This is a genomic window from Flavobacterium sp. MFBS3-15 (assembly GCF_026107645.2).
Lineage (GTDB): Bacteria > Bacteroidota > Bacteroidia > Flavobacteriales > Flavobacteriaceae > Flavobacterium.
Genome location: NZ_JAPCHV010000017.1, coordinates 21202 through 45979, shown reverse-complemented (window position 1 = coordinate 45979; position 24778 = coordinate 21202). Strand labels below are relative to the sequence as shown.

At 40.4% G+C, this 24778-nt stretch carries 21 protein-coding genes and 1 pseudogene; 5 read left to right on the top strand and 17 right to left on the bottom strand.

Features of this window, described 5'->3' with window-relative positions; translation table 11 throughout:
• Positions 1 to 9: 9 nt before the first annotated feature.
• The 7 genes and pseudogenes from OGH69_RS14655 to OGH69_RS14625 all read right to left on the bottom strand — a co-directional run bounded on the left by OGH69_RS14655 (position 10) and on the right by OGH69_RS14625 (position 5764).
• The gene (locus tag OGH69_RS14655; RefSeq protein ID WP_265175235.1) at positions 10 to 405 is read right to left on the bottom strand and encodes a DndE family protein; all 396 of its coding nucleotides are present in this window, start codon (positions 403 to 405) and stop codon (positions 10 to 12) included.
• Entirely contained in the window at positions 389 to 2488 is a 2100-nt protein-coding gene (locus OGH69_RS14650) for an AAA family ATPase (RefSeq protein WP_265175234.1), read from the bottom strand. The genes OGH69_RS14655 and OGH69_RS14650 overlap by 17 nt, the downstream gene beginning before the upstream one ends.
• Positions 2485 to 3849 (bottom strand): DNA phosphorothioation system sulfurtransferase DndC, encoded by a 1365-nt coding sequence (gene dndC / locus OGH69_RS14645; RefSeq protein WP_265175233.1) that lies wholly within the window; start codon positions 3847 to 3849, stop codon positions 2485 to 2487. Before dndC ends, OGH69_RS14650 begins: the two co-directional genes overlap by 4 nt.
• 166 nt (positions 3850 to 4015) lie before the next feature.
• Positions 4016 to 4579, bottom strand: coding sequence for a conjugal transfer protein TraD (locus OGH69_RS14640; protein WP_265175232.1), 564 nt, complete (start codon positions 4577 to 4579; stop codon positions 4016 to 4018).
• Between the two features lie 2 nt (positions 4580 to 4581).
• Positions 4582 to 4758: pseudogene (locus tag OGH69_RS14635) on the bottom strand (DUF3408 domain-containing protein); the annotation flags it as partial.
• A gap of 18 nt (positions 4759 to 4776) precedes the next feature.
• Positions 4777 to 4992 carry a DUF3408 domain-containing protein gene (locus tag OGH69_RS14630; protein WP_265175231.1) on the bottom strand — a complete coding sequence of 72 codons (216 nt, stop codon included), beginning with the start codon at positions 4990 to 4992 and terminating at the stop codon, positions 4777 to 4779.
• 1 nt (position 4993) lies between these two features.
• Positions 4994 to 5764, bottom strand: coding sequence for a ParA family protein (locus OGH69_RS14625; protein WP_265175230.1), 771 nt, complete (start codon positions 5762 to 5764; stop codon positions 4994 to 4996).
• A 646-nt stretch (positions 5765 to 6410) separates the two neighbouring features.
• On the opposite strand from OGH69_RS14625, the gene mobA reads away from it, so the two are divergent.
• Together mobA and OGH69_RS14615 are read left to right on the top strand one after the other, a co-directional pair.
• Complete coding sequence (gene mobA, locus OGH69_RS14620) at positions 6411 to 6845, top strand: conjugal transfer protein MobA (RefSeq protein ID WP_265175297.1); 435 nt, start codon at positions 6411 to 6413, stop codon at positions 6843 to 6845.
• Between the two features lie 5 nt (positions 6846 to 6850).
• A complete protein-coding gene (locus OGH69_RS14615) occupies positions 6851 to 8119 on the top strand; it encodes a relaxase/mobilization nuclease domain-containing protein (protein ID WP_265175229.1) in 1269 nt (422 codons plus the stop codon).
• 34 nt (positions 8120 to 8153) lie between these two features.
• On the opposite strand, the gene OGH69_RS14610 is transcribed toward OGH69_RS14615, so the two are convergent.
• Together OGH69_RS14610 and OGH69_RS14605 are read right to left on the bottom strand one after the other, a co-directional pair.
• Entirely contained in the window at positions 8154 to 9068 is a 915-nt protein-coding gene (locus tag OGH69_RS14610) for a helix-turn-helix domain-containing protein (RefSeq protein ID WP_265175228.1), read from the bottom strand.
• A 66-nt stretch (positions 9069 to 9134) separates the two neighbouring features.
• On the bottom strand, positions 9135 to 9908 hold the full coding sequence (locus tag OGH69_RS14605; RefSeq protein ID WP_265175227.1) for an SDR family NAD(P)-dependent oxidoreductase: 774 nt from the start codon (positions 9906 to 9908) through the stop codon (positions 9135 to 9137).
• Positions 9909 to 10133: 225 nt separating this feature from the next.
• Between OGH69_RS14605 and mobC the strand changes: the two genes are divergently transcribed.
• Both mobC and OGH69_RS14595 read left to right on the top strand, forming a co-directional pair.
• Positions 10134 to 12146 (top strand): conjugal transfer protein MobC, encoded by a 2013-nt coding sequence (gene mobC / locus OGH69_RS14600; protein WP_265175226.1) that lies wholly within the window; start codon positions 10134 to 10136, stop codon positions 12144 to 12146.
• Positions 12147 to 13052: 906 nt separating this feature from the next.
• Complete coding sequence (locus tag OGH69_RS14595; RefSeq protein WP_265175225.1) at positions 13053 to 13862, top strand: DUF5694 domain-containing protein; 810 nt, start codon at positions 13053 to 13055, stop codon at positions 13860 to 13862.
• Positions 13863 to 14097: 235 nt separating this feature from the next.
• Here the strand turns inward: OGH69_RS14595 and OGH69_RS14590 are convergent, their stop codons facing one another.
• From OGH69_RS14590 to OGH69_RS14565, 6 genes are all read right to left on the bottom strand, one after another.
• The gene (locus OGH69_RS14590; RefSeq protein WP_265175224.1) at positions 14098 to 16161 is read right to left on the bottom strand and encodes a type IA DNA topoisomerase; all 2064 of its coding nucleotides are present in this window, start codon (positions 16159 to 16161) and stop codon (positions 14098 to 14100) included.
• 17 nt (positions 16162 to 16178) lie between these two features.
• On the bottom strand, positions 16179 to 17576 hold the full coding sequence (locus tag OGH69_RS14585) for a DUF3945 domain-containing protein (protein ID WP_265175223.1): 1398 nt from the start codon (positions 17574 to 17576) through the stop codon (positions 16179 to 16181).
• 77 nt (positions 17577 to 17653) lie between these two features.
• Complete coding sequence (locus OGH69_RS14580; RefSeq protein WP_265175222.1) at positions 17654 to 17962, bottom strand: helix-turn-helix domain-containing protein; 309 nt, start codon at positions 17960 to 17962, stop codon at positions 17654 to 17656.
• A gap of 144 nt (positions 17963 to 18106) precedes the next feature.
• Positions 18107 to 18949, bottom strand: a complete 843-nt coding sequence (locus OGH69_RS14575; RefSeq protein WP_265175221.1) for an RteC domain-containing protein — start codon at positions 18947 to 18949, stop codon at positions 18107 to 18109.
• A 64-nt stretch (positions 18950 to 19013) separates the two neighbouring features.
• Positions 19014 to 19481, bottom strand: coding sequence for a helix-turn-helix domain-containing protein (locus OGH69_RS14570; protein ID WP_265175220.1), 468 nt, complete (start codon positions 19479 to 19481; stop codon positions 19014 to 19016).
• A gap of 418 nt (positions 19482 to 19899) precedes the next feature.
• Entirely contained in the window at positions 19900 to 20604 is a 705-nt protein-coding gene (locus OGH69_RS14565) for a hypothetical protein (protein ID WP_265175219.1), read from the bottom strand.
• Between the two features lie 316 nt (positions 20605 to 20920).
• On the opposite strand from OGH69_RS14565, the gene OGH69_RS14560 reads away from it, so the two are divergent.
• A complete protein-coding gene (locus OGH69_RS14560; protein WP_265175218.1) occupies positions 20921 to 22603 on the top strand; it encodes an AraC family transcriptional regulator in 1683 nt (560 codons plus the stop codon).
• A gap of 28 nt (positions 22604 to 22631) precedes the next feature.
• Here the strand turns inward: OGH69_RS14560 and OGH69_RS14555 are convergent, their stop codons facing one another.
• Entirely contained in the window at positions 22632 to 24026 is a 1395-nt protein-coding gene (locus OGH69_RS14555; RefSeq protein ID WP_265175217.1) for a hypothetical protein, read from the bottom strand.
• Between the two features lie 48 nt (positions 24027 to 24074).
• Entirely contained in the window at positions 24075 to 24770 is a 696-nt protein-coding gene (locus OGH69_RS14550; protein ID WP_265175216.1) for a hypothetical protein, read from the bottom strand.
• Between the last annotated feature and the right edge of the window lie 8 nt (positions 24771 to 24778).

The following is a 24778-nucleotide window of genomic DNA, read 5'->3' as shown; positions in this document are numbered from 1 at the left end:
TTTACTCACTTAAAGAAAAATATTTAAACTGTTATCGATCTTCTCACTCAGAAAATCAAAGCCATCCATATTGGCAAGACTGTTAACTTCATCTTTTAATAATTGAAGACCGTCATCTACATGCATTTTTATATAGCGGCCGATATCTTTATCCGTTTTATACAAGCCATAATGCACACAAAGTAAACCCAGGTAAATATCATAGTAATCTCCAAAAAGAACTCCTTTAGAGTATTCTTTACCACCTGCATCCTGGATATCATTTAAATCAAGCTTCCTGTTTTTGGATAGCGAATACGTAAAAGCAATTCTGGCAATCACATTTTCAGTTCCCAAACCTAATTTGCGGGTCAAGAAGGCTACCACCTCTTTATTCTCCTTGCTCGTCTTAACTTGAGTAAACATTCTCTTCCTTTTTTAAGTCCGTAAATAACTGGTCGACAGCAAATGCTCTGAAACTTGACCCTTCATGCTGATTTTCAATTACAAAAACATTATTTACATAAGGTTTCAGGTAATCATATTCCAGTTCCGATAGCTCTTTTTCCAACAATGGGAATAGGACTACCTGTTCCGAAATAGTGGGATAAAATTCCTTGATGATATTCTTAGAATGATATTTATCGAACTTCTGTAACGGGCTATCAATAAAGACAGGAAATTTAATACCGGACTCATCGACTAATGCTTTTAATAATGCTGTAGCATATAGTTGTTGTTCGCCTTTAGACAACGAATCCTTATCAATGACAGTATTGTTTTTGTCAAGCAGATCAATATCCATCACATCATCGGTTACGTTCACGCGGATATTGTGAATAAAGTCACTTTTATGCATGATTTTCCTAAGCCCTAGCATAATTGATTTCTGCAGCGAATATTTTTTATCTTCTTTGATCTTTTGAATAATTGTACTTATCTTTTTTAATAGATTTTCGGTTACTTCATATTTTTTTTGGTCGGTTTCTGCTAGCCTGAAATTTTTTTCATATTCAGATAAAACCTTTCTTGTCGAGCTCAGCTTAGCATTTAAGCTATCTGATTCTTCGATGAGTTTTCCTTTGTGTAAGGTCAGTACGGAAATCTTATCTTCTATTTCCTTTTTCTCCTCACGCAGTTTTTTTGCCAGTGGATTATCCTTCCGCGCCTCAGCTTGCCGGATTTGGCTATATACCTTGCTAAGAAACATGCGGTTGTTTTTTTCTTCCTGCACAACAGCACTAAACTGAATGGAAAAAGTACCTTTTATATTGTTGACTACTGCGTCAAAATTCCTGGCTTGCTCGACAGAAAAGTCTAAAAGTACCTTTGCTGAGTTGTGCTTCGTGTGAGTGTTTTCTTTTTCAGACAAAGTTTGCTTCAAAGCGCGATCAACAATAACTCTAGAGTCAGTATCTAAGTTAAGAGATTCTAATTTTTTTAAAAGCGCATTGGAAAAGGAATCTAATTCCCGGATTAGGACAGTTTTGTCTATTGAACCGGATTTCTGATTTTGCTCTAATAAAATCTGTTCCTTTAGCTGCAGCATTTTCTCCCCGGCAATTACTAAAGGGGCGATATCCATTAATTTCTTCAGTTTACCTTTAATTTCAACAGAATCATGTTTTAGACGGTCCCGCTCGGCTTTCATGCTCTGAAGTTCCTCTAAAGTGACTCCGTTACCTTCACGGATTAGTTTTTCCTGAAGACCTTCACTGATTTGTCTAAGATTATTTATGTCACGATCTATGTTAACCTGCTTATCGTGATTGATTTCAAGCAAGCCAATTAACTCACTTTCCTTGGTAGTTAGCTCGCGTAACTTAGTTTGTTGCATATCAGATGCGGCGCTTCTGCGAAGTTTTATCAACAATGTTTCGAGGTTCTTTTTTAAGTCTTCGTACTTCTTGATTCCCAGAACTTCCGAATAAGCCTTACTAAGGTTCTTTAACTCTGACTTAGTTTTTGCTTCCGCCAATGAGACTATCTTCTCTGCATCAAAGAAAAAGAACTTGGCTATCTCACGAGGTAGAATGAAATCATTGATAAAAACATCCAAACCAACTTCCTTTGTTAATTCGTTTTCCAGGCCATCGATAAAGATCTTTAATTCTTCTGCATCTTTTCTTAAATTATACGACCTTTTGATAACTACAGACCTACATGGTATTGAAGGGATTAAAATGTCCTTTAGCTCAATTTCTACCGAGAAAACGGGGAGAACTTTTCCATCGCTCTCAAACTCTGTTTTAATGTCACGGTTTAGAAGCGTTTTAATGAATTTTTCGTATCCTCCCGCATTCTTGATATCCTTTTTGTATTTATCTTCTACTTCACTCATCATCTTTCCGTAAAATACCCAAATTAAAGAAGTAAGGAAAGTGGTTTTACCAAAGCCATTTTTACCGGCAATAATATTTATATTTTTTGAATTGTTTGGAGAAAACACAATTTCGTTTTCCCCTTTGTAAATCCTGAAGTTATGAAATTTTATTTTACTGATTTTCATTGCTCGTTCTCATTTACAAAATTTTCAATCCTCTTTTCGACATCGTTATGAAGGCCATATTTGGATATCATTAATGTTTTTGTCTCCTGTAATGCAATGAGGTTATCAATCAAATGGTAATATCTAACATCTTCTTCGCATACTTCCCTTAAGATCCTTCGCTCGGTATCGTCGAGGGACTTAATATTATTCGTGCTAATATCTCTATTGTAAATTAATTTGTACAGGTCGCCCACAGTATGTTCAAAATAGCCATCTCTATTCCATATTACCTGAATTGCTATTAACTCTTGATTATTTATTAATGTAACATGTGGGCGATCTTTTTGAATCTCCTTCTGAACAGACAACAGGTCTTTAAGGATTTGGTATCGGTATTCTGAAGTATAATTGCCATTAAATGTCCCGTCTTCCCTGATAGCCTCCTGGCCATTTCTTCTGGTATCCGAACGATTCTCGGAGATGTTACGTCCTTCAACTAATCTGTTTCTAAAATCCAATAGAGGCTGCATCCAGTTCTGGCCGTTATTTACTAAAGACGACATGGACTTATCGTTCTTAACAACCGTACAGGTCCAACATCCAAATCGACTTTGTCCACAGGAATTGTGTTCTTTGTTTACCACCACTGTCGGGCACTCGTAATCGTCAGCACTAGCGTCAGCATATATTTGGAACAGAATTGAATTGTCAAATCCCCATGGGGACGGAACGGTATTTATAATGTACCACACCTCGTCTAATAGCATTTCTTTAATTGGAGCGTAGGTATAAGTATTGACCGAGGTTTGGTGTTTTGATAATCTTTTTCCGGTTACTTCATGGCGGCGTATTGACCGTTCGCGCGTTGCACTTTCATCGTATCGGGTCCCAAGTAAAACTATAGCTTCCCCCATTTGGTCAACTTGTTCAACAAGGAAATTTGATGTTGGGCGTATCTTCAACTTATCGGTACACCACCTGAAAGAATTGTTTGGTACCGGATAGCCTTTACCGATTACATTGATCCAAAATGTTTCTTCCAATTTGGGTGTAGTTTTTTGGACAAATATTGGTAAGTCCTGATCCCTGGCGGCCTCACTAATTTTTACAAGAACATCCTCGACATAATTTGCAATAATTGGATTCTCAACCATTGTATCATTGCAGACAACAAATACTTTTCTTCTTAGTTGGTAAGGGAACGGCATTTCAGTCCTGATCCTCTGTAAAGCAATCCAAACCAACATTAACAAAACGGTAGAATCTTTACCTCCACTAAAGCCTATAATCCATGGTCTCTCAGATTTATCTGCATAAGCATACTGATCAATGATTTCGGCTATAATTGCTTCGACTTTTTTATTCTTTATAGGGCTCACACTACTTTATATTTGGTACATTTTGGAAAAAATACACTTTATTATCAATCTATGCAAAAATAATTATACTTATCAAAGAATAGGTAACCGGAAGCAGTTATTTTGGTATCGTTGATACTATGATTTTTTTGTATAAAGATAGTTAGGAAAATTTAACCACCGCTGTCTATCCACTGGCTATGTGGCTGTCCAACAGGGTTGCTATTTTTCTGGATGCCTCCCCAACCTTGCTTTCCAGCAGGTTCAAAAGTTCGGTTCCATCGATTTTAGAAATAATACTTATCGCATCTTCTCTGTCAGAAGGTACAGCCGCATCACGCTCCAGCAACCATTCGAGGCTAGCAAGTTCATCAAAGGTAACCCCCATTGCAAAACCTTCTTCTGTGCCGTAAGCCGCTGACCTTTCCATTTCTTCCTCTTCTTCCATCCAATCCGGTAATATTTTTTCAGCCACTTCTGGCTCTTCCTGCGGAATCTTATATACCTTAGGTCTTCTCTCATTTCTTTTGTCAAAGTTATCGGTTGTGCTTAAAGTACCTTCCCTTTTGCTTTGAGCGGTACTAGGGGATGAATAATTGGAAGCATTTTTCGGCCTCCCAATAATATCAGGCAATCCGGCCAGCGGATCTTCATTATGTATTACATTATTTTTTTCTTTTTTTCCTTGTGTTATAACATATATTAACAGCGCAATTGCCAGTACTAACAGGCATATAATAATAGTCTCCATAATTATAATATTGGTTTATATTTATCATCAAAACTTTTTTTAATCTGGTCACTAAACTCTCTGAAGTGATACTCCAGCACATTCTCCAAATAGGAATAGAGGCTCACTTTGTCTTCGCTGATAACCTGTACGATCCGGGTAAGCCTCTCATGGAAATCCTGACGGATATAGACCGATTTTCCATGACGTGCGTTCCCCTAAGTATTTCGTAAAAACAAGGTTTCGTAGTCCTCTGAGACATTTTTTCGCGGCTTTTTATCTTTACTTACTGAAGGCTCTTTCACGGGGTTTTGTCCATCTGGGGCAGCCTTCGCCTCAAGCCCTTCCTTGCGGACACCGCCTGCCATCATGGACATCAGGTATTGCTCATCAATTTCCCCGCTGTCGCTGTTTATTTTATCTTCCTTTTCCATATCAATTACTATTCAGTATTTGTAAAAACTCATTGATAAAGGCATCAAGATTACAGCCCTCCATCAGGCGCTCATCGGCTGGTAACAAGCTAGATCGAAATACTGCCTTGGCATCAGGCTCGCTTTCTTTCCTGAACCGGACGCTATTTGTAATGGTATTTTTCATCAGTTTTAGCCCAAGCGTGCGGATAAATTCCCCATAGGATTCATATAATGGGTTGCGTTCCCTGCCATCAACCTGGTTCCAAAAGAGATAAACTTCTTTGATACTGACACTTTGTTGTTTCATCAGTACATCCGTGATTAACTGGGTAAATACCAGTGTACTTTCCATCACCACCCTGTCAGCGATTATTGGGGTAAATACGTAGTGCATCCCCGCCAATGCTTTAATAATCCCTGCCGAGTTTACCGTTCCGGGCAGGTCAAAAAAGAGTATGTCTATGGGGGCTTCTGACGAAGCGATAAACTCCTGGGCAGCTTCAAGCGCGTTTTCTGCTCTATGCTGAAGGATAGGATAGGCTTTTTTATTAAGGCTCAGGAATTGCCGGTGCGCCATCTTTTTAAACGCTTCATTTTCCATAACAGCTTTCATATCCCGTTCACGCATCTGCGCCAGGCTGTATTGGGGAAAATCGCAGTCGAGTACCGCAACATTGTATCCCAAACGGTAGTGCATCGAACTTGCTACAAGACTTGTAAAAGTGCTTTTACCAACACCTCCCTTTTGGGAAGCAAAGGCTACAAATAATGTGTTGTGCTGTGTTTCCATATTATTATCCGTAATTATTTATACTTATTTATGATGCCATACCATTTTACCGATACAGTTATGATTATACAGTGCTGCGTAAGCCGGCACTTATGACTGCTCTTTTGTGTATAGTAGCGGACAACGGTATGCGGGTTAGGGCACGTGACTATACGTATATTGACACTTACATATCTAAATCCTTACTTTTTTATTCATCTGTTTATAAATGTTTGGTAGTCTACCTATACCGCAGCACTTGCATTCCATTGTACCAGTGTAGCTACATAATTACGTTTATACATATCAACGTAATTACAAATGCAGGAACAATAGTACACAGCTAATTCGCAGACTTTCTCCTTTGGAAGCCATGGGCACTATACGACTTTCCTTGACCCTGCTTTAACTATCAATGATTTGAACAACAAGCCTTTACTTTGCAAGTGCCAAAGTGATTATCCCCAAATATGGATAAACGGCAGGAAGCCGTTTTCATCCGTGCTAAACTTAATCTGTCCAGCAGGGCGGATTTTCCTTTCGCGGGAAAGGAGCAAGTTATGTTTTGAGGCACCCGAAATGCAATCGGTGCCTCAAAACAACTTGCCCTTGCAGGGGGCTGAACATCCCTCCGAAGTCGGGTGTTTCAATTTAAAATGGATTGATGATGAAAGAACAGGATAACGAACAAAGAAAAAAAGGTGGGCGTAAGCCAAAGCTTAGCCCAAGTACCCACAGGCATGTGTTTCGTCTCAATGACGAAGAAAACGCAAAACTCTTGTCGCTGTATGAGACTTCTGGTATGCACAACAAAGCAAAGTTTATCATTTCACTTTTGCTGGAGAGGGAAATTAAAGTGGTAAAAATTGATATGCAGGCGATGGAGTACCATACGCAGTTAACAAAATTCTACACCATTTTCAGGTCGGTAGGCGTGAATTATAACCAGATAGTAAAAATATTGTACCGCAATTTTTCTGAAAAAAAAGCAGCAGCTTACCTCTTTAGGCTGGAAAGGCAGACCATTGAAATGGCTGCGCTGTGCAACAAAATAATTGAGCTAACCAAGCTATTTGAATCACAATACCTCAATAAAGAATAGTAATTATGATTGCTAAAATTGGTAAGGGAATGAATATTTTTGGTGCTGTTGCCTATAATCAGCTAAAAGTGGAAAAAGAAAACGGTAAGGTATTGATTGCCCATAGGATACCTGAGCCGCTTGATGGCCACCTGACAACAACACAAATCTGTCGCTCCTTCGAGCCGTACCTATTGGCTAATAATAAAACGGAAAAGCCAGTGAGGCATATCTCCCTGAATCCTGATCCTTCCGATAAAGTCAGTGATGAGCGCTTTATGAAAATGGCAGAGCAATATATGAAGGAAATGGGGTATGCACAGCAGCCTTACATTGTCTATAAGCACACCGACATCGAGCGCACACACATCCATATCGTGACAACCTGCGTAAAACTTGATGGAAGCAAGATACCTGACAGTTACGACCACCACCGTTCTATGGCAGCCTGCCGTAACCTTGAAAAGAAATTTAATTTAAAACCCGCGGATGAAAAAACACAGCAAAATGACAAGCTTTTTTTCAAGCCTGTTGACTATGCCAAAGGCAACGTAAAAAGCCAGCTTGCAGCAGTAATCCGGTATTTGCCCCTATATTATTTTTTTCCTAATCTTGGTACTTATAATGCACTACTTTCCCTCTTTAATATTACTTGCGAGCAGGTAAGCGGGGAAGCCTATGGCAAACCAAAAAAAGGTTTGGTCTACTTTGCCCTTGATGCTAAAGGACAGAAAGCGGGTAATCCCTTTAAATCTTCCTCGTTCGGCCGGCATGCAGGCTTGGACCATCTCGAAGCGCATTTTGAAAAGTCCAGGACGGAAATGGCAAAGCATCCTTCAAAGGCAATACTTAAAAATACTATTGAAACTGCTATGCATATGGCCAGCGGGGAGTTTGATTTTAAAAAGCAGCTACTCGGACAGGGTATCAATGTCGTGGTACGTCGGGCTAATCAGGGAAGAATTTATGGGATTACTTTTATCGACCATGAATCCCGAAGCGTATGGAATGGTTCGCAACTAGGTAAAAATCTGTCGGCGAATGTATTTAACGACTGGTGGAGCAAAGGGCTTACAACAAATACTGCTCAAGGTTTGATTGATAGGCAAGCTCCCACCGTGAGTACAAAAGAGGAAATGGGTGGCCCATTTCAATTTTTATTTGAAAACCGTGATGATGGATTCCTTAATGCTTTTGGAAACCTTTTACCAGAGAGCCAGCGGGAAGACTACGAAGAACGTGCTTTTGAGAATCAAATGAAGAAAAAAAGAAAACACAAAAGAGGAAACCAGTAAATTGTAAGGGACTAAATATTCGCTTTTTACATAATCAATTAAACGACTGCCTGAATTCTAATGGCGATAGTTTGGTTTTTGCCTTGAATAGTTTGTTGAATGATTGCGGGTGTTCGAACCCCAATTCAAAAGCTATTTCGCTTACGGTTAAATGGGTAGTGGTTAATTTTTCCTTGGCTTTTTCAATAAGCTTGAGGTGAATGTATTGCTGTGCACTTAAACCTACTTGAGACCGGAGCAAATCACTTAAATACCCCGGTGACAAATGCAGTTGTTCCGACAGGAATTGCACCTTTGGTATACCCTGGTTTAGTGTTTGCTGGGTATTAAAATAGTCATCCAAAATGGTGTCGGTTTTTTGCAGGACATCATTATTTACCACTTTACGGGTGATGAACTGCCGCTTGTAGAAGCGGTTGACATAACTAAGTAACAAGTCTATTTGGGAAACAATTACTTCCTGGCTGAACTCATCGACCCGGGCATTGATTTCCTGCTCCATGATCTTATACACCGATAAGATGATTTCCCTTTCCTGGGCGGATAGGTGTAACGCTTCATTCATCGAATAAGAGAAATAACCGTACTGCTTTATTTTTTTTGCCAAGGGGTAACCCAACAAAAAATCAGGATGGATAAGTAGCAAATAGGCATAGGTATTCCTGTTATATTCAGTCGTCCCCACCAACTGGTTGGGCGCTGTAAACAGCATGCTGCCTTCATTATAATCATAATAATCCTGCCCGTATTTCAACCTGCCACTGTTTTGCGTAATGAAGGTGATCTTGTAGAAATCCAGTACGTCATAAATTGGTGCCATTTCCGTATTAAAAGGATTGTCCTCATTAAAATGAACCAAACTGATCAGCGGGTGCTGAGGTTTGGGTAAGCCAAAGGCCTCGTGGCTTTCTGAAATGGAACGAAACCGGACTAAGTTTTTCTTTTTCATGGTTCAAATCTAATTAAAAAAACCTATGGCAATTGTAGTATTTGCCATAGGCTACTTTCTTTAATACTACCACGGAAGCACATTGTTTGCTCCGGCAAAATCAGCCGGCCCGGTAAAGCTTCCGGTTGGAAGGTCTTCGGTTAACGCTACGCGGATTGGTTCCAAAGAACCGTGCTCCACAGTATCGGTTCCCTGGAAGTTATTCAACGCTGTTGCGGTAAAACCGGGGCTTACCAAATGGACCTTAATATTTGTATTCTCAAGTTCTATTGCTAAAGACAGGAAGATCCCGTTGAGTGCCGTCTTAGAAGCTCCATATACGGCATCAAACGACGTACGGTACGGATTGTGGGGATTTGAATTTATGGTAAGCGAACCTAAAGCGCTGGATACAGTAACAATACGCGCAGATGGTGCGTTATGCAACATCGGTAAAAAGGCCTGTGTTACGGCAAGTGTCCCAAATACATTGGTGTCCCATACCGAGCGCAATTCATCAATTGGAGCGAGGCTTGGCTTTTGCGCGCCTAATATTTCTTCCATTGTACGCCCGGGCTTTCCGGCGTGAGATATGGCGGCATTGTTAACCAACAATGTAAGGTAACCAAATTCATCATGAATTTTCGATACTGCTGCATCAATAGATGCGTGATCTGTGATATCCAACTGGATGGCTTTGGCATTGCTACCTATTTCAGAAACAGCAGCTTCCCCTTTTTGCAGGTTTCTTGCCCCTACATATACTATATACTCTTCCTTGGCAAGGGCTTTGGCAATTTGGAATCCTACACCGGTATTAGCACCTGTTACTAATGCTACTTTCTTTTTGTCTGTGTCCATGATTTCTGATTTTTTAAATTTTGAATACAGCAAAATTCTTTCATCCTAAAAAGGGAGTTGTAGCCGAATCAGGAATTGTTGTAGCCTAATTGATGGCTTCCTAAGTTGAAGAGCTTTCAAAAATATATGTATAAATGCAGCAATCCGCAGCCAATTGCAGTCATCTCTGACTTTTAAGGCCCCTCAGTCTCTAAATTATAGCAATAACTACAAATAACTAATATAATGCAGGGAGAAGATGATATCAGGGGGCTTGCCAAAATAATGGCTTTTATGAGGGCGGTCAGTATCCTTATAGTATTGATGCACTTTTACTGGTTTTGCTACGGCTGGTTTTTGGAAAAAGGCTGGACATTGAACCTTGTCAATAAGATACTTTCCAACTTCCAGCGTACCGCTGGACTATTCTCACACGGACTGTACACAAAGGTTTTTTCTGTACTGCTTTTGGCGTTAAGCTGCCTCGGAACCAAAGGGGTCAAAAATGAAAAGGTAACGTGGGCTAAAATTAAAGTTATTGTAGTCGTAGGCTTCTTGTTTTTCTTTTGTAGCGGCTGGCTGCTTTCTTTGGATAGCGGGTGGGCTGTCACGGCGTACATTGCAAGTATTGTAACTGGTTACATTTGCCTGATGGTCGGAGGTGTATGGTCATCACGGCTTTTACAAAACAGCCTTATGGATGACGTTTTCAATACTGAAAACGAAAGTTTCCAACAGGAGACCCGGCTTATGGAAAATGAATATTCCGTCAATCTGCCAACAAAATTCTACTATAACAAAAAATGGAATAACGGCTGGATCAACATTGTCAACCCCTTTAGGGCAACTATAGTATTGGGTACGCCCGGTTCGGGTAAGTCCTTTGCAGTGGTTAATAATTACATAAGGCAACACATCGAAAAAGGGTTTTCCATGTACATCTACGATTTTAAGTTTGACGATCTTTCCACTATAGCCTATAACCACCTGCTCACGCATGCTGACAAATATACAGTCAAGCCGAAGTTCTATGTCATCAACTTTGATGACCCGCGCCTCAGCCATCGCTGCAATCCCATCAACCCTGATTTTATGACGGACATCTCTGACGCCTATGAATCGGCGTACACCATTATGCTGAACCTGAACCGCAGCTGGATACAAAAGCAGGGCGATTTCTTTGTAGAATCACCAATTATTCTTTTGGCAGCCATCATATGGTTCCTAAAGATTTATGATAACGGTAAATACTGCACTTTTCCGCACGCCATAGAGCTGCTGAATAAAAAGTATGCGGATGTTTTTACGATATTGACTTCCTATCCGGACCTTGAAAATTACTTATCTCCCTTTATGGATGCCTGGCAGGGCGGCGCACAGGACCAGTTACAGGGGCAGATCGCCTCGGCTAAAATACCGCTGTCGAGGATGATTTCCCCGCAGCTCTACTGGGTGATGACCGGTGATGATTTTTCCCTTGACATCAACAACCCAAAGGAGCCTAAAATACTGTGTGTAGGCAATAACCCGGATCGGCAAAACATCTATTCTGCTGCGCTCGGATTGTACAATTCAAGAATTGTAAAGCTGATCAATAAGAAGGGGCAGCTTAAAAGTTCCGTAATTATTGACGAGCTGCCCACGATTTATTTTCGTGGTCTCGATAACCTTATTGCGACCGCCCGTAGTAACAAAGTTGCCATCTGTCTGGGTTTTCAGGATTACTCACAGCTCACCAGGGATTATGGGGATAAGGAAAGTAAAGTGATACAAAATACCGTTGGGAATATCTTTAGCGGCCAGGTTGTTGGGGAAACCGCCAAGAGCCTGTCAGAGCGCTTCGGCAAGGTGCTGCAGAAACGCCAAAGCATGACCATCAACCGGACTGACAAATCCACTTCAATATCCACACAACTGGATAGCCTTATCCCTGCCTCTAAGATTTCGACCCTTACGCAGGGTATGTTTGTAGGTGCAGTATCGGACAATTTTGATGAACGTATCGAACAGAAGATCTTCCATGCAGAGATTGTAGTGGACACGAGAAAGGTTGCAGAAGAGGAGAAAAATTACAAGAAGATTCCAAGCATTAGAAATTTTACTGACAACAACGGGAATAATATACTTAAGAGGGAGGTGGAGGACAATTACAGGCAGGTAAAACTGGACATTGTAAACATTGTTTACAGTGAACTGGAGCGTATCAAAAATGACCCTGAATTGGAACACCTACTTAAAAGAGTTAATGGAAGTTTCTGAAAAGCTTCCGAAGAAACCCGACTGGATAAGAGAATGGGCTTCTTTGAATTTGAGATAATAAAATCACTTATAGAAAGACACATCTTCTCTTCACCCCTAAAAATTCTTGATATTGGAGGCGGTACGGGGAATATTCAGAATGGCTTGCAAGTAAAGGACATATGGTTCATTTAGTAGAGCCGGTTTTAAAACATATAAAAATAGCACGAAACAGATCTAATAAATCGAAAAACAAGTTTTCTGTACACATAGGAGAATCCCGAAAATTACAATTCCCCAATAATATGCGGACCTCATTATACTGCATGGTCCTAGCTATCATCTCCAGGAGAAAAAAGGTAGGGATTTAACCATTTGTGAAGCTAAACGAGTATCAAAAGAAAATGATGGAATTATAATGGGTGTATCTGTTAATTATACTGCATCAACTTTGGTAGGTCTTTTACATGGCTTAATTCACCAAAAGCCATTTTTCGAAATGTGTAAAGAAGAGTTAACAATCGGCAAACATAATCCCCCGATAGTTATCCTTGGCTTTTAGCTGAAGCATTCTATCATAAATTCGAAGAGCTAAAAGATGAATTTCTAAATCTACTACAAGGCAATAAAAGACAATAACGGTAGACTGAATGAAATTGAGCTAGGAGTAAGATTAGGATTTAATGAAGATGAAACCAACCGGATTATCGCTCAGCTCCTAAGCGAATACAAAATTGAGTATACCGAGAATAGGTCCTGTGCTTACAGTTTAATGAAGAGGACGGGAAAGAAGAATAAAAACATGTAAATAAGAAGTTGTCTGTAGACCTTAATTGTGGGAAAGGTTTCACAGCAAAATTCTTATTTATAACCTGCAGGGCTTAGAACTCAATTTTTATTATTTTAGTAAGCCAAGAAAAAATTAGAATGAAATATCAGATATTATCAGTAATCTTCTCAGTATTGTCAACAATTACATATGGGCAAACGAACAAGAAGGAAAAAGTAAAGATTGTTTTATTAGGAAGTATGCATTTTACCCCTTCCACACAAGACGCCTATAGTAACAAAGAACTTGAGCTGACACCAAAGAAGCAAAAAGAGCTGCAAGAGGTCGTATCAAAACTTGCAAATTTCAAACCTGATCAAATTTGCATTGAGGTACCTGTTGATAAACAGGAAAGTATTAATCGCCTGTATCAAAGATACCTTGCCGGCCAATACAAGCTTGAGCTAAACGAAATTGACCTGCTAGGTTTCCAGACTGCCAAGGTTTTAAATCTGCCAAAATTAACATGTGTCAATTATAAAGGAAAATTTGATACACAGGAAGCTCAGGAAGCGGCAAAAAGATATGGCCAGGAGACCGTGCTAAAAGATATGAATTTACATGCGCAAGATTTAGTAGACCAAATGAATGAAAAAGAAGCCCAGCTTTCCATGAAAGACCATCTTGTATACCTCAACAGCCAAAATACATTAAATAGAAACTTACAGTATTACATAAAATATTTTGTAAATATTGGAAAAGGGGATAATTATGAAGGAACAGACTTGGTCTCGGAGTGGTATACGACAAATCTCCGCATTTACACAAATATTTTAAGGATGGTAGGACCTGCCGACAATGCAATTTTGGTAATCTATGGGCAAGGGCATATCCCAATACTGAAACACCTGTTTGAATCAAATAACGATTTTGAGATCGTAGAGGTGGAAGATCTTCTACTTAAATAGGAATGTATTACTTCTACAATTTAGGATAAGTTGTCACAAACCTACTGATCAGCTTTTTTTTCCGTTAAAGTAAACACTGTAAGTTTTCAGTTTATCGATAATAGTTAGGCCAGTACTATAATCATCATAAATCTGATTTAAGACGAATTAGAGAGTGTTAAAATGCATGAATTGAAACACCTTAAGCCTAAAAGCTAAACGGGGTTTGCGATTGCAAGCCCCATTTAGTAATATGTTATTTTTCAAAAGCGAAAGCAACCTGGTGCTCATCGTCCAAGATCAACCGTGCGTTAAATTTTTTGCCGGATTTACTGACCATTCCCTTAAGTACATTCGTGGTCCTGTTCTTGACCAGATTTTCAATTTCTGCAGCAGGTAGTATCGTACCACAGACTTTTCTAAACTGAAGCCAGCCACATTGCTCAGCGGTGCACTTTACCACTTTGTCGGAAATATGCAAGTGGTGTTCTCCACACTTGGGGCATAGCAGTTCCGGGACAGCTTCATTTTTAACAGGAGCTTTTAATAACTCATCGGTGATACTTTTGGTGTAGGCCTCAATCTCAGATTGGAACTTTTCGCTGGAGAATGTACCCTGTTCAATACTTGCCAGTGCGATTTCCCATTCTGCTGTCATGACTGCGGAGCCTATACGCATATTTGCCACTATTTCATATACTACAAGTCCTTTTGAGGTTGGGATAAGTGCTTTCCCCTTTCGCTCAATGTACTGCCGATCCAGCAGGCCTTCAATAATGGATGCCCTTGTGGCGGGCGTACCCAGGCCAACGTCCTTTAAATCCGTCTTTGACGCTGCGGTGCAGTTTTCGGAAATGATCTGCTCCATAGCGGATAAGAGGCTGGCTTCAGTATACAGCTGTGGCCCGGCATGCTGTTTTTGTTTAATGGTGCTGGATGTGATGGTTACACGGTCACCTTCCTTTAACTCCGGTACATTTCTTTCCTCAATAGTATTGTCGTCAAAGGCATTCTGTATGGATCGCCAACCCGGCTCTGTTATTTCAGAAGCGGTCAGGCCGAAATCATAATGCAGCACCTGCAATGTAATACGGCTGACTTCTTTAGTACAGGCTTCAGAAACTGATTCCAGTAATCGCAGGGCTATCATTTTGTAGATGACATCCTCTTTTACCGACAAGGAAGATGGTAGCTTTTCAGTAATAAGCAGGCCATGGTGGTCGGTAACCTTACCTTCGTTGACAATGTGCCTGTTAAGCCTTCCGAATTTTATCTTGGTAAGATGCTTGTCAAGCTCCGGGTCGTGTTGAAGGCTTCTTATGAGCGCAGGTATTCCTTCCCATACATCTTGCGTCACGTATTTACTGCCGGTGCGCGGATAGGTAATAAATTGCTTTTCATATAAGCTTTGTGCAATTTCAAGTGTCTCGGATGCTGTTAAGCCATATTTACGGTTGGCTTCCTTTTGCAGCGCTGTCAGGTCGAACAATAAGGGCGCGGGTTCATGGACAGTTTCCGATAGTACGGCGGATACTGTGGCATGGCTCTGGCGCTGTACTGATTTTAAAACGTCTTCCGCTTTCTCCTGTGTATCGAAATGTAGTGCACCATTGCTCCTGAACTCTAAAAACGACTTGGTATGCACAAGCTGAAGCTGCCAGTATTTCGCTGGTTTATGGTCACGGTGTTCCAAAAATCTTTTGCAGACCAGCCCCAGGGTAGGCGTTTGTACACGCCCAAGGGAGTAAATTCCTGTACCTGCTGCTATACTGAGCGCCTGCGAAGCATTAATTCCGACCAGCCAGTCGGCACGGCTGCGCGCCCTGGCGGCGAGATACAGTTTTTCAAATTCTTCTCCTGGCAATAAATTGGCAAAACCCTTCCGGAGTGCTTTTTCGGTCAGGGAGCTGACCCAAAGCCTTTTAAAAGGTTTTCTGCAATTCAGGTACTCGTATATGTAGCGGAAGATGAGTTCCCCTTCGCGTCCGGTATCCGTCGCAGCGATAAGGCTTTCGCTTTTTCTGAACAGATCCCCAATAGTAACCAGTTGTTTTACGATCCTTTTATCGGGCAGCAGCCGTTCATTTCCTGACCCTTTTCGCGGGGTGAGCATAAAGGGTGCAGGGATTATAGGGAGGTTATCTTTTTGGAAACTGGGGAAGCCATAATCTTCAGGTAGTCCCAAAGTCACAAGGTGCCCCAGGGCCCAGGTGACATAATAGCCATTTCCCTGAAAAAAACCTTCTTTTTTTTCCGTAGCGTTTAGCAGCGCAGCCAGTTCACGGGCCACGCTGGGTTTTTCTGCAAGTACTGTAATCATGATGCTTCATTTATATTTTACATTTTCCTACCCCTCTTTTTCGTTGGGGCATCTTCCTGGTCCGGCTGTTTGTCAGCGGTATTTTCCTTTTGCTGTTTCTTATCGTCTTCCTTTGTAAGATTACGATCCCGGTCCATTTTATTTTCAGCGGTGTTTTGCGACGTTTGCGGGCTAGTCGCAGGCAGAGCCTCCTCTTTTGATTTGGATGGGTTATTAAAGGAAAAGCCAACTTTCCCACTTTCGCTGTTGTAGGTGATGTACCCTTGGTACTCCTTATCATTCTTGTCGATTAGCCCTGTGATATATACAGTCATTCCTTCTTTGAACTTACTGTATTGTTCCTCGGTCAGTTCTTTGCCCCTGAATTCCCTCGGTGCTTCATCATACGTTTTGCCTTGGGACTGGTTCTGGCCCTGGTTGCGGTCGAATATAAATTCGACATAGCGTTTGTCGGCATTAAACTGCACCGTGGCGTCAAAGGGATCTCCATTCTTGGAGGTCATCCCCTCAAGATAAAGCGGCTTACCTTCCTGCAATGCCTGTTTTTGCTGCTCATCCAGCTTAATACCCTTAATCTCATCAGGTATCTGCATCCACTCTGCCTTGTAAGCTACCAACTCGTTGGTTTTGCGGTCCACACTTATTACTGACGGCACAAATTCGCTTGTCTTTTGATTGTACAGGTCTACGACCCTGCCCATGTTTCCTGTTTTAAGCAAATTCTCTTTATCTTCTTTGGAAAATTCATGTCCAAAGAAGGGATAGTTCAAATTCGGTTCCTTACGTATCCCGTGCATGGCAACGACTACCTGTCCGGCATCGTTGGTCTGAAGCGAAAGTCTGGCATCCAGTTTCGCCACAGCATCACCCATGGTGAGTGTTAATGGTACCAGGTCGTTGGTCTTAAATCCTTTAAGCAGGGGTTCTATCAGGTTCATCTTTTCCAGGCGTTCCCTGCTTAGTCCTAAATTATTCAGGGATTCCCAATTTACTTGCTCGGGCTTAAATTTGTATTCTTCTGTTGTTTCCATTGTAGTATGATTTTTATGTTGATATTCGGAATTGATAGCATATTTTGAAAGTAGTTGCTGCGCATCTGCCCCAAGGTCATTGAGGTAACCCTGCAGTTCGCGGGCAATTTCTAATCCGAGGGAAAAGGGTACGCGGAAAAAATCAAATCGCGTTGGTTCTTTGAGTTGCCGCGTGAAGTTGCCGAAGAAGTTAGAGAAAAAGTCACCTTGGCGTTCAATCCGTAGAAAATCAGGTTGATTCTTATCGTTTATTTCCGCTGCTTTTACCTCGCCGTTCTTCGTTAGCTGCGTTACAGCACGCATTTTATTTTGCTTCTTGTCCAGTACAAGCAGCATCTCATTCAGTTCATCAGGATGTCCCGGTATTTGTTGATTGTCTTCCATAGCTACCGATTTTGCATTTTAAAGCTATGCCTTTAGGAATTCGCAATTGATGCGTGGGAAGCCTGAAGCAGGGCTTGTCACTCCCTGGCTTTTAGTCCCGGTAATCTTTTTTGGAAACTGTCGCGGATAAATTGGTGCACATCAGAAAGCTTGTAATAGAGTTTTCCGCTAATGGTGTAATAGGGCAGCCTTCCGCCGGAACGGTAGCGTTGCAGGGAACGCGAGCTGATCTTCAGCATCTGCAGTACGTCCTGGTTGTCCAATAGTTCTTCGCCATCAATAGCTGTATGGCGCTGTTCCACCTGTAGGATTTTCTCGGCCAGCAAGTCAAAGCGTTGCATAACACGTTCCATCCAGGCATGAAATTCATTTCTGTCGATGTTCATGATAGTACGATTTTGAATTAAACTAGCTACAAGTTCGTCATTACAGTAAGCTTTATCTGCCAAGGTGTGCCAATGGGCATAATATTTTTTTTACGGTTGCTGTAAAGGATCATAAAAAAGCAGCTCATCGGCTGCTTCAGTTTTCTAAAGGTCCTTGTCCATATAGTCTTCCAGGGAGTTCCGTAATTGGTCAATAAATAACGTCCGCTTGCCGGAGCGGTCTTTCATTCGATGAAAAGCGTGATGGATGTCACCCAAAGATATTTTAAAGAGGCTTTGAAAAATAAGGCTCAGCTTACGGATACCTATCTTACCATGGGAAAGTACCCCCGAGATATATAAGGCGTAGATGAGCTCTATAAGGGCATTTTTAGTGCCCGTCCATTGCAGGTCCTCCGGAATATCCAGTAAACCGAAGTTAACCGGCGTTTCAGGATCAATCCGTGACAAAAGATAGATGTAGGTATGGTCCTGGGCTATAAACCTTGCGACCAGATGGTCATAATAGGTGGAATACTGGCTGTCCATCTCAAAGTAGAAGCTGTCTAAAACGGTAGCATAATGTACCTGCTCCCGCAAAAAATAGTCAGCATCTTTATCTGTCCTGCCCGAACGGTAGTACCGGTAGAAGTCCATATCCAACTGGCTTGCATTATTCTGTTTTAAAAGCTTCAGCTGGCCCTCAAAATATTTGCGGTATAACTTGCCGCCCCTTACGGGGCAGGTAGTTTCAATTCTGTAGACATTATTGTAGTAGATGAGTTTACCCAAAACCAGAGGCTTCACTTCCTTAAAGAACTCAACTTCCTGCATTACATCGGCAAATCCGGCTATGCGTACCTGTTCCTTAATGCGTACAAGAACCCCTTGCAACAACGTGATCATGATCCCGGACTGTTCAATAAGGGAGGTATCGCCAAGCGACATTTCCTGCTCCTTGGTATCTATTTCTGATAGTATCTCTTTAAAAATCGCTGAACGTACCATAGCTCAAATAATTGATATAGCCGTGCACCGACAATAATGAAGCACTGTTATCTGTGCATGCCTGTTATTTACCGTATTCTTTTCTATATTCCATAGGCGTTATCTCAGTTTGCCTTTTAAAGAACCTGCTGAAGCTCCCCGCAGAAGTAAAGTGCAGTTGCTCGCTAATGGTTTCGATTGAATGTTGTGAACTCATCAGTAAATATTTTGCTTCGCTGATAAGTACCTCTGTAATACATTTTATAACTGTTTTTCCTGTTACCTCACGCACGGCTTTATTGAGGTAGCCGCTTGTTACAAATAGTTGCTTTGCATAAAATCCGGGGCTGTGCTGCTCCCTGTAATTTTGAATCAGTAGTTTCAGGAACTGCATGGTAAGCAATTCTTTCCTGTTGAACGATGTATTGGCCAAATTTGTGTCCTGCTGCCAGGCCGCCTGAAATATCAGCAGGCTCAACGCTGCGGTAAAAGATGCCTGCGGAAACCGGTTCGGATTTGTAGAAGTTTGGTAATAATAGTGGAGCAGTTTCATTATCCGCGCTAGGACCTTCGCATCAAACAAATCGGGCAAAATTTTAATACTCTGCTTGCTAACCAACACTTCTATAAATTGGCCGGACATTTTTATGTCTGTTATAAACTGCCATTGGACCTTTACAAAATAGCAGGCCATTTTTCTATTGTAACTCAGCACTTGGTAATAGTGCCGGCATAATGCTACAACTAGTTCATTAGAAGTGCAGGAAATTTTATTCCCGTCGATCATGGCTCTGAAAACCCCTGACCTGACAAAAATGAAGAGGAAATTTCCGCTACAGTTAACCCTATCGTTTTTAACCTGATTATCCGTTCCGGTATAGAAATGCACTTCTGCCGGGAACTTGTCTGCTATATCTTCCATATGCAATGAATTATAAAGCCCGACGGTATCCCGCGGGCTTTAAACAGTACTACAATTGTATTTTTTCCAACCCGGCGATACTTGTAATTAGTGGGTATTCAACAGCTGCCTGATTACTTTCAAGTGCACCCGCCAGTGCAGCAATAATATTACCGACTGATTTTCCCCAGTCCGTGTCCTCACAACAAGAGTGGTGCAGTGAGTAACGGGTTATGGAAGTGACTGCAAGTATTATTCGTTGCTCATCATCTGACAAGGTAGCAGAGTTTAGCGTAGTGTTTTCAATAGCAATAATATCGCTGTAAGCTTTACCGAATGGTTCGCTTGCCCAATGGCTGAAGTTGTCAAAGAAGTCTGATAAAATAGTTACCGCGGGTTCACTTAGTGAAGGGCTTTGCAGAACTTGTTCGAGTGCAATATCAGGGGTAGTCATACACGCGGCTAATAACTGCTGCTGTGTTATAGTTGCCGTTCCCGTAATTGGAGGCATGCTGCCCAACAGGTAATGGACAAGCAGCACGATATCTTCGTAATTGTCTGGTGTGTGAACGCCTGCCTTATAAAGTAACAATGCGTTTCTGTAGGATTGTCCAATACCATCATAAGGATTCGCTCCGTTACCGGCACTATTGCCAAGCTTCTTGAAGTATGTATCTGATTTATTATAAATGCTATTCAGTTGATCGGTTTCGTTTGTACATGCGAACAGAATAACCGATAAGAGGCCCATCGGGATTAAGTTTACAATTTTCATTTTTTCGTGTTTAAATGTGACTGATTCGTTTTAATCAGTTCATTCATCCGGATGACAAACTGGGTGGGCTGCAGGCAACCCTTGGCTTGTGAATTCGAAACAAAGCTATGGGCATTGCTGAGGCGTGGCAAGCGCATTAGGCTGTGGATTCTGAAATCTCACTATGGATTTTCTGAAAATTCACAGTCTTAAAATGTGTTAAATGAGAAGTGAAAACTGGGATATTGGCTATTTTTGATTTACCCAAACTTTACATAGAATTTACTAGCGCTGTGTTTTAAATAAATTGCTTAGAATTAAATTACCGTTTCGATAAATGGCAATCAGTCGCATATCTATTCTACTCTCATTCTGTATTTTTATCATTGCTTCCAAGCAGTCCATTGGGGCGTCTGAGCAGGACTCTTTAAAAAAAAGAGATTTTAAATACCTGTTCGCCGCGATAAGTAACTCTAAAGAACAGCCTGCCCGGCAGAAAATATACCTGCAGGCATTCCTGGTTAACGCAAAGGCAGCCAAAGACTGGGAACTTATTGCAACAGGTTATAAAAACTATGCTGATTATGCCGATGAACACATGGCCACCATTTATACCGACAGCATGGTTTACGCGGCTAAGCAATCAGGTGATAATAAATTAATAGGATCAGCCTACCTTTCAAAAGGAATTGCTTTCTATGCCCTTAAACGGCATGAGCTGGCTTTGGAGAATTATCTCATTGCCAAACCCTATATTGAAAAATCAAGGGATGAGTATTTAAAATATAAGCTCACGTACAATATCGCCCACGTGAAGTATTATTTGGGCAAAAATGAGGAGGCTATCAAGCTCTTTAATTCCTGCCTTCAATATTTTAAGGACACAAATTCCAGGGCTTATCTCAATACTTTGCATTCTTTAGGTTTAGTTTACAACAAGGCCGGCGACTATGGAAAATCCTTGGAGATGGTTCGGCAAGGCAACGCTGCAGCCAACGATCTGAACAACCATACTATGGACGCCTATTTCCTTCACCTGCAGGGCGTGAATGAATATTTCAGGGAGAATTATGCCACGGCTATTGAACATCTCAAAAAATCCATACCCGAAATCAAGGACAATAAAGACCATGGTAATGTCGCAGTGGCTAATTTTTATATCGGTAAGAGCCTTTGGGATTTGAAGCGACGCCGGGAAAGCGTACCGTACTTAAAACATGTTGACCAGGCACTGATCGATAACGATTATATCCGGCCTGATCTCAGGGAGAGTTTCGAATTATTGATTGATTATTATAAGAAGAAAGGGGAGCTGAAAAAAGTACTGTATTATGTAGACCGGTTATTGGTCGCCGACAGTATTTTAAGGGTTACCCATGATAAATTGTACGACAACATCCATGTCAATTATGATACGGTGGAGCTCCGGCAGGAAAAAGAGAATATTGAGAAGCAGCTCAGCCAGGAGATGGCTCATAAGAAAATATTAATTGCAGGATCCGTTTGCCTGGCTATAGTTATCATTTTACTTGCAATGGCGTTGTACAGGCACCGCAGGCGCAACCGCATTTTCCGTGAATTGATGGAAAATAAAAAACCTACAGGTAAACCTGTTAGCGACGCACCCAAAGAACTAAATATCCCGCAGGAAACAGTAGATAAAATCCTGTTTCGCTTAGAGAAATGGAGACAGTCTATGCGGTACCTGGAGCCCAACATTACGCGTGCCTCAATGGCGGTGTATCTGGAAACAAATGTACATTATGTATCAGATGTCATTTTGCACTGTTACGGCAAAAGCTTTACGGAATACATAAATGACCTGAAGATAGACTATGTTATTGAGCAGCTAAAGACCGATAAGCACAAACGTATGTTTACCCATGAGGCACTCGCTAAGGAAGCCGGCTTTGGAACTACGCAAAGTTTTGTAACAGCTTTTAAGGCGAGAACCGGTATTTCACCAAACTTCTTTAGTGCAAAGATCAGGAAGGAGATGGCGGAAGTTAAATTTAAGTAAAATGTAACTTTATTTAGATCAAACTCAGTTATCGGATAACTCCGGTTTTTATTAGCTCCTTAAATTGTTTTATTTCAAAGCCTAAATACTCCAATGTATACATTTCATCTCTCATTTTAAAAAAACTTGGATGCCAGTTGTTTTGCTCCGCAACTCTAATAATCTCGATACATTTTTCTCTTAGTTCACCTTGATCAAGTATCTCCAAGATAATTATTACAACCCAAATAATCATAAATGTTTCTTCCTCACTTGCTGTATAATTATAAATAAAAGGTGTTAAAATTTTTAATGCTTCCTTTGGTCTAATTTTCTTTAAGATCAAATAGTGACTAATAACCAAAGGAGTAATATCATTTATTTTTCCTGCACAAAATTCTTTATTTGTTAAAGCAATATATTTCCCTTCATTTTGAAATTGTTTTAATTCTTCAAGTGTTGGAATAATATTTTTGGCAACTTCTTCCCATTCACCAGAATAAATATCTAAACCTATATAAGTTGCTATTGCTTTTGCCGTTAGAATCCTATAAAATTCTTTAGGATATTTACTATTCTTAATCAGTGGGAAAAATGGTGGTACTGGGAAAATTACTCTGTCTTGATATACTTGTCCGCCATGCGCAACCAAATTCCTGTCTTTTACAAACTCACTAATAAAAGATTTTAAACGATAAGTAAGAATTCCTTGTTCTTTAAACATATAAAAAATCTTGCTACTAACAGACAAATCTGGTAAGATTAGTCCTTGAAGAAGTCTACGCTTTATATTGACTTCATTATTTAAATGGTTGCCTTCAAATAAAAAAACTTCTTCATAGAGGGACTTCGAAAATTCGTTTATTTGGATCTTAATATCTGACTTTTGCTTATCTTCATATTTGGTAGTTAACATTTCCAAAATGTGAAAATATGAAAGCAGTGTCTCGTCATCGTAAAGCATATTTTCAGCACTTTCATTTTCCAAATAAAGCCCCTTTCTCCATCTATCTAAAATTGAATAAATAAACTCATTATCATTGTTAGTGTCTATACTTACTTTGAAATCATGAAAATCTTTAAGCAAATCGACTCCCTCATATAAAAATCTTTCTTCAAACTCTTCCGTATAGTCTCCAACATAGGATAAACACATAATTGTTTCAAATGGTGTAAACACTTCCTGAGTAAAAAAGGATAATACACCAAAGGCAATTAAAAGCTTAGGTCGGGAATATGCTGCGCCATCGTTTACTGATTCATATACCTCTAAGTGATTTTGAAGAATTATTACTAAGTGAGGGGTATCAGATGCTACCTCTTTATTATGTTTACCTAACAATTCTTTACCAGCTCCTGTTATCATTCTAACACCCAAAAACTCAATATTTAACTCTAGATCAAAGTCTATCTCACGGGCGTAAACACTTACCACATTTTTCATTTTTCAATTTATTTAATTTCGGATAAAACTATTAGAGATAACTGATAGCTATAATATAAAACCTCCTAAATAAACACCGCCGGTATCGTCAAAACTTTGTGAAGCTAAGATCTTATCGATTTCATTCTTACTCATTGATTCCAATTGTTCCAATTCTTCAATTGAAATTCCTTTAAATCTCCTGGCAGTTACTCCAGTTGCATCCCCCATAAATCCCCCATCGGCTACACAACCATCAAACACAACATCAATCACATCTTCTGGATTAAACATATGATCCTCCAATTCTGATTTGTGCTTAGTAATGATGAAAAAATTCTCTGAATCTATTTGAAGAGTCGTACCTTTAATTCTCCACTCACGGAGCCAAGAGAAATCTTTTACATCAGGTTTTATATCTTCAAATCGCCACTGAATTTCTTCACTTAGATGCTCTTTCTCATCCATTAATCCGTAGATGACCGGTCTTCCACCAATCCCAAATAAGTAATCTTTTTTTACTGCAATTCCATAAGGTGCGTACATAGGGCTGCGGTAGCTGTCAAATATTTTAAACATTTCCGGCAAAGCTGTTAAAGGAGCTTCGGTAAAACAAAAGACACCCTTGTTTTTAATGTCTATAAGTGAATTGGCTTCAACAATCTTAGCCAAGGTCCTTTCTGCAGTTGCTCCGGAAGTAAAATGAAATAAATAATCGGATAAGTCTTCTCGTGCTTTTAGAATTTTTACTAATGTTGAATTCATATAATGGC

Coding starts and splice junctions, on each gene's coding strand:
- mobA (WP_265175297.1), top strand. CDS start 6,411: ATGAAAGAACAGGATAACGAACAAAGAAAAAAAGGTGGGCGTAAGCCA.
- OGH69_RS14595 (WP_265175225.1), top strand. CDS start 13,053: ATGAAATATCAGATATTATCAGTAATCTTCTCAGTATTGTCAACAATT.
- OGH69_RS14585 (WP_265175223.1), bottom strand. CDS start 17,576: ATGGAAGACAATCAACAAATACCGGGACATCCTGATGAACTGAATGAG.
- OGH69_RS14655 (WP_265175235.1), bottom strand. CDS start 405: ATGTTTACTCAAGTTAAGACGAGCAAGGAGAATAAAGAGGTGGTAGCC.
- OGH69_RS14640 (WP_265175232.1), bottom strand. CDS start 4,579: ATGGAGACTATTATTATATGCCTGTTAGTACTGGCAATTGCGCTGTTA.
- OGH69_RS14575 (WP_265175221.1), bottom strand. CDS start 18,949: ATGGTACGTTCAGCGATTTTTAAAGAGATACTATCAGAAATAGATACC.
- OGH69_RS14615 (WP_265175229.1), top strand. CDS start 6,851: ATGATTGCTAAAATTGGTAAGGGAATGAATATTTTTGGTGCTGTTGCC.
- OGH69_RS14555 (WP_265175217.1), bottom strand. CDS start 24,026: ATGAAAAATGTGGTAAGTGTTTACGCCCGTGAGATAGACTTTGATCTA.
- OGH69_RS14580 (WP_265175222.1), bottom strand. CDS start 17,962: ATGAACATCGACAGAAATGAATTTCATGCCTGGATGGAACGTGTTATG.
- OGH69_RS14625 (WP_265175230.1), bottom strand. CDS start 5,764: ATGGAAACACAGCACAACACATTATTTGTAGCCTTTGCTTCCCAAAAG.
- OGH69_RS14550 (WP_265175216.1), bottom strand. CDS start 24,770: ATGAATTCAACATTAGTAAAAATTCTAAAAGCACGAGAAGACTTATCC.
- OGH69_RS14590 (WP_265175224.1), bottom strand. CDS start 16,161: ATGATTACAGTACTTGCAGAAAAACCCAGCGTGGCCCGTGAACTGGCT.
- OGH69_RS14650 (WP_265175234.1), bottom strand. CDS start 2,488: ATGAAAATCAGTAAAATAAAATTTCATAACTTCAGGATTTACAAAGGG.
- mobC (WP_265175226.1), top strand. CDS start 10,134: ATGCAGGGAGAAGATGATATCAGGGGGCTTGCCAAAATAATGGCTTTT.
- OGH69_RS14560 (WP_265175218.1), top strand. CDS start 20,921: ATGGCAATCAGTCGCATATCTATTCTACTCTCATTCTGTATTTTTATC.
- OGH69_RS14570 (WP_265175220.1), bottom strand. CDS start 19,481: ATGAAACTGCTCCACTATTATTACCAAACTTCTACAAATCCGAACCGG.
- OGH69_RS14565 (WP_265175219.1), bottom strand. CDS start 20,604: ATGAAAATTGTAAACTTAATCCCGATGGGCCTCTTATCGGTTATTCTG.
- OGH69_RS14630 (WP_265175231.1), bottom strand. CDS start 4,992: ATGGAAAAGGAAGATAAAATAAACAGCGACAGCGGGGAAATTGATGAG.
- OGH69_RS14605 (WP_265175227.1), bottom strand. CDS start 9,908: ATGGACACAGACAAAAAGAAAGTAGCATTAGTAACAGGTGCTAATACC.
- OGH69_RS14610 (WP_265175228.1), bottom strand. CDS start 9,068: ATGAAAAAGAAAAACTTAGTCCGGTTTCGTTCCATTTCAGAAAGCCAC.